Genomic DNA, 14,333 nt, shown 5'->3' with positions numbered 1-14,333 from the left:
AATCGATATGAAAAGTATTTTAGATTATGAGACAGTTGCACTTATTGATGAAGATGATGCCATTGAGATCATAGACCAGACCCTGCTTCCGGGCACAACGAAGATCATAAGACTTCACACCGGCCAGGAGATCTGGGATGCCATCTATCTTCTTCAGGTGAGAGGAGCGCCGGCCATCGGCGTGTCCGCGGGCTTTGGACTGTATCTTCTTATGAAGCACAGCAAGGCAGCATCCTATGAGGAGTTCTGCTCAGAGCTTAAGGAAAAGAGTGATTTTCTGAATTCTTCACGTCCCACAGCAGTTAACCTGTCCTGGGCTTTGAAGCGCATGGAAAAGCACGCCGCTGACTTTTATGAGACAGAATTAAAGGCAGCAGGTTCTTTTGAAGAAGTGCGAGAAAAGCTCATCGCAGAGATGAGGGCTGAGTGCGAGCGCATCAAGGCTGAGGACATTGACGTCTGCAGACGTATCGGCGAGAACGGCCTTACCCTTATCAAAGACGGAGACGGACTTCTTACCCACTGTAACGCCGGACAGCTCTGTGCCTGCAAGTACGGAACCGCCACAGCTCCCATGTATCTTGCCCATGAAAAGGGCATGAACATCAAGGTGTACTGTGATGAGACAAGACCTCTTTTGCAGGGAGCAAGACTCACAGCTTATGAGCTTCACTCTGCAGGTATCGACACCACCCTGCTTTGTGACAACATGTCCGCATCCCTTATGAGAACCGGCGCCATCAACGCCATCTTCGTGGGCTGTGACCGTGTTGCCGCCAACGGAGATGCCGCCAACAAGATCGGAACCAGCATGGTAGCTCTTGCCGCCAAACGCTACAACGTTCCTTTCTACGTTTGCGCCCCCACTTCCACCATTGACATCAACACCCCCACCGGCGCCGACATCAAAATCGAGCAGCGCAAACCCGAGGAAGTCACCGAAATGTGGTACAAAGAGCGCATGGCTCCAGAGGGCATAGGAGTCTACAACCCCGCCTTCGATGTTACAGATAACGAGCTGATTACCGGCATCGTAACAGAATATGGCATCCTCAGAGCTCCTTATGATGTTGCAATTAAAGAGCTCTTTAACAAAGAATAAGGAAACTATAACCCCCCAGGGGGCTTGTACACAGCATTTTCTCTGTCATATACTCTAGGCGTAGCCAAGGTGTGAACTCGGCGTATCTGCCAAGTCCGAGGCGGGTACGCGATCACACCTATTTGGAAGAATAATTAAGTAAAGGTGGGGTAAACACTATGCATATGGCAGACGCCCTTGTGGCACCGGCAGTGGCTGGAACAATGTACGTTTTATCAGCAGGAGCAGCTTCTGTTTCTGTGAAGAAGGTAAGAGAGGAGAACGATCCCAAGAAGATCCCTGTAATGGGTGTAATGGGAGCTTTCGTGTTCGCAACACAGATGCTCAACTTTACAATTCCCGGAACCGGATCCTCAGGACATCTTTGCGGAGGCATGATGCTTTCAGCAATGCTGGGCCCTTACGCCGGATTCCTTACAATGATAGGAGTTCTATTGGTTCAGTGCCTTCTTTTTGCAGACGGAGGACTGTTGGCCCTGGGATGTAATATATGGAATATGGCCTTTTACGGGTGCTTTGTGGGGGCCCTATTGATCTGGCGTCCAATAATGAAAAAAGGAGCCAGCAGAGTTAAAATATTATTAGCTTCAATATTGGGATGTGTACTGACCCTTCAGATGGGAGCTTTCTCTGTTTCCCTGGAGACCATGATCTCAGGAATCACAGAGCTTCCTTTCTCAGTATTTGTAGCAACCATGCAGCCTATTCACCTGGCTATCGGCTTTGTTGAGGGCCTTATCACAGCAGCGGTTCTTATCTTTGTCCATGAGGCAAGACCTGAACTTCTCTGGGGCGTTGGGCAGTCTGAGACACCGGTTAAGGAAGGCAAGCTTTCCTTCAAAAATACCATCGTTGTAATCGCTATCCTTGCAGCTCTGGCAGGCGGCATCGTATCTCTGTTTGCATCTGCATTCCCTGACGGCCTTGAGTGGTCCATGGAGCAGGTTGCAGGAACAGCTGAGCTGGAAGCAGCAGGCGGAGCTTATGATACAGCCACTGCAATTCAGGATGCAACATCTCTTCTTCCTGATTATGCCTTTAAGAACAGCGAGTCAGCAGTCGGCACCAGCTTCTCCGGTATTGTTGGAGCTCTCGTGGTGGTAGCCATCACCGTTGGAGCCTGCTATGCCTTCAGATTCTTTAAGAGCAAGAAAAAAGAAGAGCAGGTAGCCTGAGCTTTTTATTCGAAAACATAGGTTTTACATGTCATCAATTGAAAAGAATATTCGAGAACTGGATAAACTTCAAAATCTGCAGCAGCGATCCCACTGGATGAACAGCCTTCATCCGCTGGGAAAGCTGCTTCTTAGCATTTTTTACATATTCGTTACAGTATCCTTTGATAAATACAGTCTCGCACCTCTTATCGTCATGGCCATCTACCCGCTATTTGGCTTTATTGTGGGAGAGTTGTCCTTCAAAGAGGGCATCTACCGCATGAGACTTATATTGCCCCTGGTGATATTCGTCGGCATCTTTAATCCCTTTTTTGACAAAAGAATAATACTGGAAGTGGCCGGTATAGGTATCAGCGGCGGTGTGATCTCCATGCTGACCCTGATGCTCAAGGGCTTTTATTCGGTGCTGAGCGCCTATATTCTTATCGCCACCACTTCCATTGATGATATATGTTACGCTCTGAGGATCCTTCGGGTGCCAAAGCAGATAGTCATAGTTATCATGCTGATCTACAGGTATTTTGGCGTCATGGCAGCGGAGGCTGACAGAATAACCACGGCCTACAAACTAAGGGCTCCCAAACAGAACGGAATTCACTACAAGGCCTGGGGAACACTGGTGGGCCAGTGGCTTCTTCGAAGCATGGACAGAGCCGAGGATGTATATGAGAGCATGCTCCTTAGGGGCTTTACCGGGGATTTCAGCATGAGAAAACATAAGACTGCAGCGACAGATATTCTTTACCCGGCGATCTGGGGACTGATCTTTCTGGTCATCAGATTTTTTCTGATAAAAATTTTGTGAGGTGACGCATGCAAACCGGAATCAGCGGAGAAATACTAAAAATAGAGAACCTTTCTTTTTCCTATGAAAAGACACAGCAGGTTCTGAAGGATATAAATCTGACGGCTGTGGACGGAGAGAGTATTGGAATAATCGGTGCCAACGGAATCGGAAAGACCACTCTTATGAAGCTTTTGGTGGGACTGTATACCGACTATCAGGGAACTCTTGAAGTGGCGGGACATCAGGTCAACAAAAAGAACCTGGCCCATATCAGAGAGCATATCGGATATGTTTTTCAGGATTCGGACAGCCAGCTCTTTTTATCCACCATCGAGGATGATGTGGCCTTCGGCCCAAGGAACTACGGGCTTTCTGAGGAAGAGGTGGAAAAAAGGGTGACAGAGGCACTTGAAAAGGTGCACATCTCAGAGCTTCGTAATAAGCAGACCTACAAGCTCTCGGGAGGGGAGAAAAAGCTTGCGTCCATAGCAACAATCCTTTCCATGAAGCCGGACATCATCATAATGGATGAGCCTTCCATAGCGCTGGACCCCAGAAACAGAAGGAACCTCATTAAGATCCTTAATGAGATAGACTCCCTGAAGATCATTACTTCCCATGATCTTGATTTTATTCTTGATACCTGCGAAAGATGCCTGCTTCTTGATGAAGGCAGGATAATCGCTGACGGAGGAAGCAGGGAGATTCTGATGGATAAGGAGCTTCTGGAGGCTCACGGTCTTGAACTTCCCCTTAGCGCCGGCAGGATGAGTTAACAATATTACGATAATGATAGCTAATCAACTCAGATTTCGCGCGGATTTTTTGAAATACTAAAAATTATCTTAAATGCGTTGAGAGTGGTTATCAGTAATGTTAAAATATATATGTGTAGCTGTGCGCATATTACTTTGAATGTAAAGCACGGCGTGTAACAAAATCATTACTATAGTCTTGTTGGAGGAAAAAAATATGGCTAGAAAAGTAGTACTTGCAGGTGCCTGCAGAACAGCAATCGGAACAATGGGGGGAACTCTTTCAACAACACCCGCACCGGCCCTTGGAGCAATTGTTATCAGGGAAGCTCTTAAGAGAGCAGGAGTTAAGCCGGAGCAGGTTGATGAAGTATACATGGGATGCGTTATTCAGGCCGGGCTTGGACAGAATCCCGCCAGACAGTCAGCAATCAATGCAGGTATCCCTGTAGAGGTTCCTGCAACCACAATAAATGTACTTTGCGGCTCAGGACTTCACTGCGTAAATCTTGCAGCCAAGCTGATCGGTATGGGTGATGCAGACATCATCGTTGCCGGTGGAATGGAAAATATGTCCATGGCTCCTTACCTTATGCAGCAGGGCAGATATGGATACAGAATGGGTTCAGGAGAGCTCCAGGATGCCATGATAAAGGATGCGCTTACAGATGCTTTTGGCGGATATCACATGGGTATCACAGCTGAGAATATCGCAGAGCAGTGGCATCTTTCCAGACAGCAGCTGGATGAGTTTGCGGCCTGGTCCCAGAATAAGGCCGAGAAGGCTATTGCAGAGGGCAAATTCAAGGAAGAGATTGTTCCTGTTGAGATAAAGAAAAAGAAAGAAACAATCATTTTTGATACAGATGAAGGTCCGAGAAAGGGCGTAACAGTAGAGGGAATCTCAGGACTTAAGCCTGCCTTCAAGAAGGATGGCGGTGTTGTTACAGCAGCCAATTCATCAGGCATTAATGATGCGGCTTCTGCAATTATCGTTATGAGTGAAGAGAAGGCAAAAGAACTGGGTGTTAAGCCTCTCGGAACCTGGATCGCAGGCGAGCTTGCAGGTGTTGAACCCAGCATTATGGGTATTGGTCCTGTTGCAGCTACTCAGAAGGTTATGAAGAAGGCCGGATATACCATCGGCGATTTTGATCTTATAGAAGCCAATGAAGCATTCGCAGCCCAGTCAGTGGCAGTTCAGCACGATCTTGGATTCTCCAATGATGTGCTCAATGTAAACGGCGGTGCTATCGCACTGGGACATCCTGTAGGATGCTCAGGAAACAGAATTTTGGTATCACTTCTTTACGAGATGCAGAGAAGAGATGTTCACAAGGGACTTGCAACCCTCTGCGTAGGCGGTGGAATGGGCTGCGCAGCAATTGTTGAACGCTAAAGACCGGAGGAATAAATGGCAGATCGTGCTATCCTGATCGTTGATGACAACGAGATCAACAGAGGCATCCTTGGTGAGATTTTCAAGGACAAATATGCAGTTCTGGAAGCCGGCAACGGAGTTGAGGCTATGCAGATCATGGATAAGCAGACCGACAAGCTTGCTGCGGTGCTGCTTGACATTGTCATGCCCGAGATGGACGGATACCAGGTTCTGGAAGCCATGGTCAAAAAGGATAATCTGAATGAGACAATCCCGGTTCTTATGATCACAGCGGACACCTCCACTGAGGCGGAGCGTACCAGTTACCAGAAGGGTGCTGCGGACGTTATCCATAAGCCCTTTGATCCCGTTATCGTTGACAGGCGTGTTGCCAGAACCGTTGAACTCTATGATCACAAGAAACATCTTGAGACTCAGGTTGACGATCAGACCAGAGTCCTAAAAAAACAGTTCCTCTATCTGAAAAAACAGGAGGAGCGCCTTCGCAGCAGCAACGAGAAGGTTATCGATACCATTGCCACAATAGTTGAGTTCAGAAATATGGAGTCCAGCTATCACCTTAAGAGGATCAAAGGCTTCGTGAGGATCCTGGGACTTACTGCCATGAACAACTTCCCGGAGCTGGGGCTTACACCCCATACCCTGGAAGTTATCACCCAGGCATCGGCCATGCACGATATAGGCAAGATTTCAGTGCCGGATTCGATCCTTCTTAAGCCCGGAAGACTTTCCAACGAGGAGTTTGAAGTTATGAAATCCCACACCACAAGAGGTACGGAGATCATCGAACTTCTTAAGGACGTTCAGGACAAGGAATTCTATGAGATGAGTCTCGATATCTGCAGGCACCATCATGAGAGATATGACGGCGGCGGTTATCCCGACAGACTGAAAGGGGATGAGAACTCCATCGGAGCGCAGCTTACAGCCATCGCCGATGTATATGATGCCCTTGTTAGTGACAGAGTTTATAAATCAGCATATCCTCTGGATAAGGCCTATGACATGATCAAGGATGGCGAGTGCGGAGTATTCTCCCAGAAGATCCTGGCATGCTTTGAGTTTGCAAGACCAGACATGGAAAAGCTTGTGAATGACACCAAGGCCATGGAAGAAGCAGAAAAGCTGAAATAAATTCAATAGAATAATATGAAAAAGGTCTGTGGAACCATCCACAGACCTTTTTAAGTGTGCGTGACAGGATTCGAACCCACGACCTTCTGGTCCGTAGCCAGACGCTCTATCCAGCTGAGCTACACGCACATGTGCCTTACAGGCAACATAACTATTATATGCACCCGGTAATTCCTTGTCAATATTTTTTTTATAAACTTTTTCCTGAAATGACCACCTGAACATAAAAGTCATGAAAACGCATACATCAATTTTTTATAAAATTCTCACAATTCTGACAACAATAAATATTGCGCATATTTAGAAAACATGCACAAAAATACCCCTGAAACTTTGTTTGGTTTTAAGCGATTTATATGAAAGAAACTTACATTTTTCACTTGTTTTCGTCAAGGGCCATATGCTAAGATGAAGGCACGTTTAACAAAAGAATGTAAGCGGTTACATTATAAACAAATTATAAACTTACATTCGGGAGTGAAAATCGTATTTAGGGAGGAAAGATATGTTAAAAAAGAGGAATTGGAGGAACACGTTAAGTGCCAAGACGCTGGCAACAGTATTGTCCGCGGCTATGGCTTTTTCCGGTCTTTCTGCTGGAATGCCTTCATCTTTGGCTTTTGCTGAGGATGGTGAAGGGCAGACTACAGAGACTGCCGGAGAGCAGGCAAGCTTAGCTTCATCTGAAGCCGGCTCTGAAGAGGGTTCAGAACAGGCTGAGGCAGGAAGCGAAGCGGCTTCTGAGGCTTCATCGGAGGCATCTTCAGAGGCATCAACAGAAACATCTTCAGAAGCAGCTTCTGAGGAGAAAACTGTAGAAGAGAAGAAAGAGGAAGAACAGAAAGAGGATGAGACCGCGCCGGAGACTACAGGCCGCAGCTTTGATGATTCCAAGATCGATGCTTGGGATTTTGGCGCAGAAAGTCTCGGGGATTCTTACAACAACAGACTTGATGTCACCACCATCAACGGCTTTTATACAGCAGCGCCCGGATCTACCGGCGTTAATTTGCCATCATTTTCAGTAGATGACGGGGACTTTGTTTTCAATGACGGCGGATATCCCGCAACTCACAGATTAAGAACAACCAATACAGCTCTTACAAGATTTGATGAGAAGAGCCTTAAGGATACTGACGGAAACGCTTATACAGGATATATCTATTCCAATAAGGGTAAGACAGATTCAGTATACGTAGCTCTTGAGTGTAAGGCTGATGATATCGTAACTGCCTATGTGGCAAGTAACGGAACAGATTCAGAGGTGCATTTTGTCAATACAGAGGATGCATCTGAGGATACTGCATATGTACACAGCCTGGGAAGCAGCACTGTCAGCAAGATGGTATTTTATCCTGCTTCAAACGCTCAGTACAAGCTCTATTCAGCAACAGAGAAGCTGGTTGTGGCAAGGGTTCTTCGTGAACATGCAAGCTACAGCTATCTTACAGGTTCTGTTGAGGGCTTTGAGGGAACAGGCTCTTTTGACCTGGTATTTACCAATGCCAAGAACGGCAATGAGGTAAGGGCCACAGTTTCTGAGGGCAAGTTCGAGGCACAGCTGGCTCAGGGCTTTGACTATACTGTAAGCCTTGAGGGCGCTGATGAGTATGTTCTCACATCAGAGACCAACGTTAATATCTCAGAAGATACTCAGATGAACATGACTGTTTCCGGTATCTCACTGGTGGATGTTACCGGTAAGGTTACAGGAATCGCAGATGAGGACGCAGCCGCTTTCGTAAGGGCAGCAGCATTCTCTTTTGTACCACAGGATAAAAAGTCCGTTTTCGTTCCTGCGATCACTCTTACACAGACAGCTGAGGGCATCGAGTATGAGCTCAAGCTTCAGCAGGGCGTTACCTATGATGTTTCTGTGGCAGATAAGGCAGATACAGTTACAGAGAGCTTCGAGGCGGTAGAGGACTACACACTTCTCACCACAGAGCTGACAGCTCCTGAGGCAGCTGAAGTAAATATCGAGTTCGAGGCTAAGCCTGTTTATAAGGTAACCATCGCTCCTGTTGGCGCTACTGCAGCAGATCTTGCTGAGGCAGTATTTACCTTTACAAGACTTGATACAGAAAAAGATTTCGCAAAGGACGGATATGTATACACCTTTACCGGTACTGAGGACATCGCTTTAAGAGACGGTCAGTACGTTGTTGAGGTTACAAATTCCGGTGCTTTTGTTCAGAAGCTCACCAGCAACCTTGTTGTTAAGGGCGAAGCTGTGACCAAGGAAATCGCTTTTTCCTCAGAGATCACAGAGTGGGATTTCTCAGATCCTGCCTTCACAACCAAGTTCGCCGGCGTTTTTGAGGGTAACTACAACGGTCTTTCATGGACCAACGGAAGATCCCACAACAACACCTACCTTTACAGCGGAGCAGGCACAATCTCAGTTCCCGTCAAGGGAGCCTGCCAGATCCAGGTAACAGGTAATTATCAGTATTCATACTATTTTGAAAATGAAAACGAGCCTTCAGTAGCAGTTAAGACAGGCTCCACATCACAGAATGATACTTTCACTTATGATTACAAGGGCGGCGAGGGAACCTTTGAGATAACAGTTCTCGGAACCTCCTACCTTACAAAGATCGCCACTGTTTATCAGACAGAGTACAAGCCGGAACTCCTTGTAGGTTCTTCCGACAAGGCAGAGTTCGCCACCATCGGTGAGGCTCTTGCAGCAGTTCGTCTTATGAACAGAAAAGACGGCGAGAGAGTTACTGTTATGATCGAGCCCGGCAACTACGAGGAGATGCTGGTTATCGATACTCCTAATGTAACTCTTGCCAATGCATCAGCTGCTCCCACCAACACACTTAAGAACAGCGGCGTAGACATCGATGACAACGCAGTTCGTGTGACCTGGTACTATGGACATGGCTATACCTACTACAGTATGGGCAGCGATTACAAGTATGACGCCGAGGTTCTTGCAGCCAACAAGGCCAACGGATATGCTTCCGTGATCAACCCCGGTTCAGGAACAGGAACCTACTGGAATGCAACTGTTGTAGTTGATGCAGCAGGTTTCGAAGCAAAGGATATCATCTTCGAGAACTCCTTTAACCAGTATATGTCACAGAAGGCTGCAGAGGATGTTATCGTTCCTCAGAGCGGAGCCAAGGAAGGCAGCGTCAAGAGAAGCACAATGTCAGCCGGTGACACAACAGTTCAGGATAAAAAATATGTAGAGAGAGCAGCAGCTCTTGCTCTTACAGGCTCAGCCACAGAGAGCTATTTTGAGAACTGCCGCATTATCGGACGTCAGGATACTCTTTACGGTCATGAGAAGACCACAGCAGCTTTCTACAATTGCGCGGTATATGGCGGAACAGACTTTATCTTCGGTGCCATGACAGCAGTATTTGCAAAGTGCGACCTTGTTCTTAACACCATGGAGGACAAGAATGATGTGGCTTACATCACAGCAGCTCAGCAGAAGTCAGCTTCCACAAGAGGCTACCTCATGTACAACTGCACCGTTAAGAGCACAGAGCCCGGTGTTGATACAGCATCAAAGTATGTTTCAAAGCCCGGTCAGTTTGGAAGACCCTGGCAGGCCAATACCTCAGAGGTTGTATTCTTCAACACAGTAGTAGAAGCAACAAACTGGGCAAACGGCGTATATGACGAGAAGGCCGTTACATCACTTATTCAGCCTACAGGCTGGAACGCAACTCTCAGCGGAGAGTCAGCAAGAAACGTTGAGTTCGGAACCTATGAGGTTTCCGGAGAAAACAACAGCAAGGCCCGCGCAGCATGGGTTTCACAGCCTGAGACACCTGTACTTACAGATGGCAAGGCAATTGCAGTGGAGACTTTCCTGGGAGACTGGGATCCTTTTGCAGCAAATGGCAAGGACATGACAATAACCTTCCCTGAAGGACCTTCACAGCCTGAGCCTGAAACTCCCGGAACCATTGCTGATGATGAGCCCGCAGAAGTTTCAGAATATATATTCGAGGCATCCGATCTCACAGCCTTTGCAGCAGGTGCCAAGGCTGACGGCGACTTTGAGAAGGCAGGAACAGAGGATTACTTCACACTTCTTTACAGTGCAAAGACTAAGGTTGATTCCAGCAACAAGAGCTGGGAGGACGGATACACATCCGGACAGAGAGTGAACTTTGGCGGCGCAGCTGCTACAGATAAGAACTCAGTTAAGTTCACAACCAGTCAGGACAATGCAACACTTAAGATCTGGTGGGCTTCTAATGCCAGAGAGATGGTTGTCCTTGACAGCGAAGGAACTGCAGCATATAAGACAGAATCCGGAGCAGTTAAAAACACAGCATATCTTTCAACCATTACCCTTGAAAAGGCAGGAACCTACTACCTTGGCGGCGACGGCGGCACCAACTATATCTTCAAGGTTCAGGTGACAGACGGCGTTGCAGGCCCTGTAGAGAGAATGGCCTGGGCTGACGTTGCAGCTCCTGTTATCGAGACAGTGGCTCTTAACGGATCAAGCAAGGGCAAGGTAGATGTAACAGTTAAGGCAGTTATCGGAAAAGAAGGCGGAGATGCCCTTGAAGTAAGAATGTTTGATGCTGAGGGCAAGGAAGCAGCTTCTTCCAAGACTCTTGCAGAAAATGACAGCCACAGCTTCACCTTTGCACCTAAGGTAAGCGGTGACTATACATTTGTAGCAACCCTGTCCAGAGATGATGAGGAAGAGGTTAAGACTTCAGCAGCTTCAGAAGCCTTTGCATTTGTACTTCCTCTTACAGCACCTCAGTTCAAGAACGCAACCAACAAGGGTGCCGGAACAGTGGCAGTTAAGTTCTACTCAGTATCAGAAGCTGACAACTATGTACTTGTTGCCACAGACAAGACCGATGCTGCAGCAGCTCAGGGTAAGGCAACATATAAGCCTGAGGAAATTGTATTTAACACATCAACAGAGTATTCACATACATTTGTGGGACTCACAGTAGGACATACCTACGAGCTTTCACTTTTTGCCATGAGAGGCGAAGAGGAGTCCAAGACTTCTGTAATGGAAATTACAGTAACAAAGGACGGCGAGACAGAATGGACCTTCGCAGCATTCGGTTCAGGCGTTGACTCCAAGTCCGGCAACAATGGCTATTCAGTAAATGATGACGACAGTGTTTCAGTTTGGTCCCTGAACAACAAGGGTAAGATCGTTCCTGCAAGTACAGACGGACTTTCCTTCTACTATGCAACACTTCCCGCTGACCAGAACTTTACACTTACAGCAACAGCAACAATTGACAAGTGGGCATTCACCAACGGCCAGGAAGGTTTCGGTCTTATGGCTGCCGACAGAGTAGGTGTTAACGGAGATGCAAGCGTATTCTGGAACAACTCCTACATGGCATCAGGAACCAAGGTTGAGTACTTCTACGACAAGGAGAAGGGCGAGGCAACCAAGGACGAGACAGACACCAAGGTAACAATGAAACTTGGTCTCGGCGCTCAGGAGAAGGCCGGTGTTACAATCGACAATCTCTCAAGACTTGAGGCCAATGACACAGCAACAGTAACAGGCGAGTTCTCATCCAACATGTATCCTCTTGAGACCTCCTGCGCTGCTAACGGATCAGGAACCTACAACCTCTTTGGAAAAGAGTCCTCAGGAACAGTTGTGGGAACCGTTGAGAATCCTCTTGTAAAAGTAAGACTTCGTATTCAGAAGAACAACACAGGTTACTTTGTAAGCTACCTTAATGAGAGCGGCAACGTTCTTTCAGTTAAGAAGTTCTACGACACCAAGGCTCTTGAGAATCTGGATAAGGACCATGTTTATGTAGGCTTCTTTGCATCAAGAACCTTCAAGGCTACCTTCTCAGATATCGAGCTTATCACTGTTGATCCTGAGGATGATGCCCCTGCAGAGGACAGACCTAAGACACAGGTTGCTCCAAACTATAAGATCATTTCTTCTACTTATTCAAATACTGCAAAGTATGAGCTTCAGTTCTGCGGTAACGCTGACGGCGCTCTTGTTATCAAGGATGAGGCAGGAAAAGTTCTTGCAGATACAAAGGATTATACAGCTGACAGCGTAACAAGAGTCAGCACCAAGCTTAATAAGGGTAACAACACCTTTACAGTAACCTTTACACCTAATGCTGATTTCCATCCCAACGGAAGCGTATACTATGAGCTTTCTTCCTATGAGACAGCAGAGTTTACACACACAGTTAACTACGCAACTATCAATGATGCTGAAAAGATCTATGTAACACCGGACGGAAAGTTCGACGGCGCAGGAACAGCTGAGAGCCCTGTGGACATCCACACAGCTGTTAAGTATGTTCAGCCCGGACAGACCATCGTTCTTGCAGCAGGAACCTACAACCTTTCAAGCACTGTTAAGGTTGACAGAGGTATCGACGGAACACCTTCCAAGCCTATCAAAATGGTGGCTGAGAACGACAGGGCCGTATTTGACTTCGGCAGAAAGTGCGCAGGCTTCATATTTGCAGGTAACTACTGGTACGTAAAGGGAATCGACTGCACAAGATCAGCCAACTCCCTGAAGGGTATCCAGGTATCCGGAAGCCATATAACTCTTGAGGATATCCGCACCTATGAGAACGGAAACACAGGTATCCAGGTAAGCAGATATCTCACAACAGACAGCAGAGAGGAATGGCCTTCCTATGACCTTATCCTCAACTGCACATCCTACAGCAATGCAGATGCAGGCTACGAGGATGCGGACGGATTCGCTGCCAAGCTTACGATCGGCGACGGAATCGTATTTGACGGATGTATTTCCTACAACAATGCAGATGACGGTTGGGACCTTTTTGCCAAGGTTGAGACCGGAAGCATCGGACAGGTAACCATCAGAAACTCTGTTGCCTTTGCCAACGGCTACGGCGTGGACGGAAAGAGCGAAGGAAACGGTAACGGCTTCAAGATGGGCGGATCAAGCATCACAGGCCCTCACAAGCTTATCAACTCAGTGGCATTTAATAACAAGGCCAAGGGTATCGATTCCAACTCAGGTCCTGACATTCAGGTTTACCACTCAACTTCCTTCAACAACGGAAGCAACAACGTAGCTCTTTATACAAATGACACAGCTAACACAGACTTCTATGTAAACGGCGTTCTTTCCTACAGAACAGAAGGAAAGGGCACAAACGAGAATATCAAGGCCAAGGGCAGCCAGGATGGCAACAAGATCTACGGCAAGCACAACTTCTTCTGGAAGGACAAGGAGAGTGCTAACAGCGAAGGTCTTAAGGCGGCAGATGACTGGTTCGTATCCCTTGATGCACCTAAGGCATCTGTTGAGGATCCCTATGCTGTTGCAGCAGCCATGAGAACCTCTGATGGCAGAATCGACCTGGGAGACTTCCTCAAGCTCTCCGACACAGGAATCAAGGCTCTTGAGGCAGCAGGCATTCAGTACACAGATGTAACAGCAGTTCTTGGCGGTAATTACACAGCTCTCGGTGATCAGAAGGATATCGACGGATCCGCAGAGGATGCAGCTAATGATGAGGAGCAGGAAGAAAAGGAAGAGTTCAAGGGCTCCTTCGTTACAAAGTGGGGCGCAACCTATTTTGTAACCGAGGATGGCAAGAACGTAACAGGCCTTGCCAAGATCGAAGACACCTACTACTTCTTCAGAGACAACGGCAAGATGCTTAAGAGCAGCGAGGTTACCGTAGACGGTAAGACCTACTACTTTGACGGCAACGGCAAGATGGTGCTCGGACTTCTTTCCAAGTGGGGAGTTGTCAGCTACTATGATCTTGAAGGCGGCAAGGCAGCAAATAAGCTTGTAAAGTTAGACGGATACAGCTACTACTTCAATGCCAAGTCTCACATGGTAAAGAGTGATTTCGTTGATCTTGAGGACGGAACACACTATTTCGACAGCGAAGGAAAGATGGTTGTCGGCAGAACAATTACCAAGTGGCTCAAGAAGTATACCTTCGATGAGAACGGAGTTTTGGTAAAATAATTAAATAATCGT

7 protein-coding genes and 1 tRNA gene are annotated in these 14,333 nt (G+C 47.2%); 7 read left to right on the top strand and 1 reads right to left on the bottom strand.

Annotated elements, in window-relative coordinates:
* Positions 1–7: 7 nt before the first annotated feature.
* The 6 genes from mtnA (at position 8) to T359_RS0113025 (ending at position 6,358) form a co-directional block, all read left to right on the top strand.
* Positions 8–1,102 (top strand): S-methyl-5-thioribose-1-phosphate isomerase, encoded by a 1,095-nt coding sequence (mtnA, locus tag T359_RS0113050; RefSeq protein WP_197027097.1) that lies wholly within the window; start codon positions 8–10, stop codon positions 1,100–1,102.
* 158 nt (positions 1,103–1,260) lie between these two features.
* Positions 1,261–2,277 carry an energy-coupling factor ABC transporter permease gene (locus T359_RS0113045; RefSeq protein ID WP_026517863.1) on the top strand — a complete coding sequence of 339 codons (1,017 nt, stop codon included), beginning with the start codon at positions 1,261–1,263 and terminating at the stop codon, positions 2,275–2,277.
* Between the two features lie 28 nt (positions 2,278–2,305).
* On the top strand, positions 2,306–3,085 hold the full coding sequence (cbiQ, locus tag T359_RS0113040) for a cobalt ECF transporter T component CbiQ (protein WP_026517862.1): 780 nt from the start codon (positions 2,306–2,308) through the stop codon (positions 3,083–3,085).
* A gap of 8 nt (positions 3,086–3,093) precedes the next feature.
* On the top strand, positions 3,094–3,843 hold the full coding sequence (locus T359_RS0113035; protein WP_035784481.1) for an energy-coupling factor ABC transporter ATP-binding protein: 750 nt from the start codon (positions 3,094–3,096) through the stop codon (positions 3,841–3,843).
* Between the two features lie 196 nt (positions 3,844–4,039).
* Entirely contained in the window at positions 4,040–5,221 is a 1,182-nt protein-coding gene (locus T359_RS0113030; protein WP_026517860.1) for an acetyl-CoA C-acetyltransferase, read from the top strand.
* Positions 5,222–5,236: 15 nt separating this feature from the next.
* Positions 5,237–6,358 (top strand): HD domain-containing phosphohydrolase, encoded by a 1,122-nt coding sequence (locus T359_RS0113025; RefSeq protein ID WP_026517859.1) that lies wholly within the window; start codon positions 5,237–5,239, stop codon positions 6,356–6,358.
* Between the two features lie 55 nt (positions 6,359–6,413).
* Here the strand turns inward: T359_RS0113025 and T359_RS0113020 are convergent.
* Positions 6,414–6,487, bottom strand: a tRNA-Arg gene (locus T359_RS0113020).
* A gap of 376 nt (positions 6,488–6,863) precedes the next feature.
* On the opposite strand from T359_RS0113020, the gene T359_RS21700 reads away from it, so the two are divergent.
* Entirely contained in the window at positions 6,864–14,321 is a 7,458-nt protein-coding gene (locus tag T359_RS21700) for a pectinesterase family protein (RefSeq protein WP_051545384.1), read from the top strand.
* The last annotated feature ends 12 nt before the right edge of the window (positions 14,322–14,333 follow it).

It is taken from the genome of Butyrivibrio sp. MC2021 (assembly GCF_000621605.1).
Taxonomy (GTDB): Bacteria; Bacillota; Clostridia; order Lachnospirales; family Lachnospiraceae; genus Butyrivibrio.
This window is presented reverse-complemented; position numbering and strand designations above follow the sequence as displayed.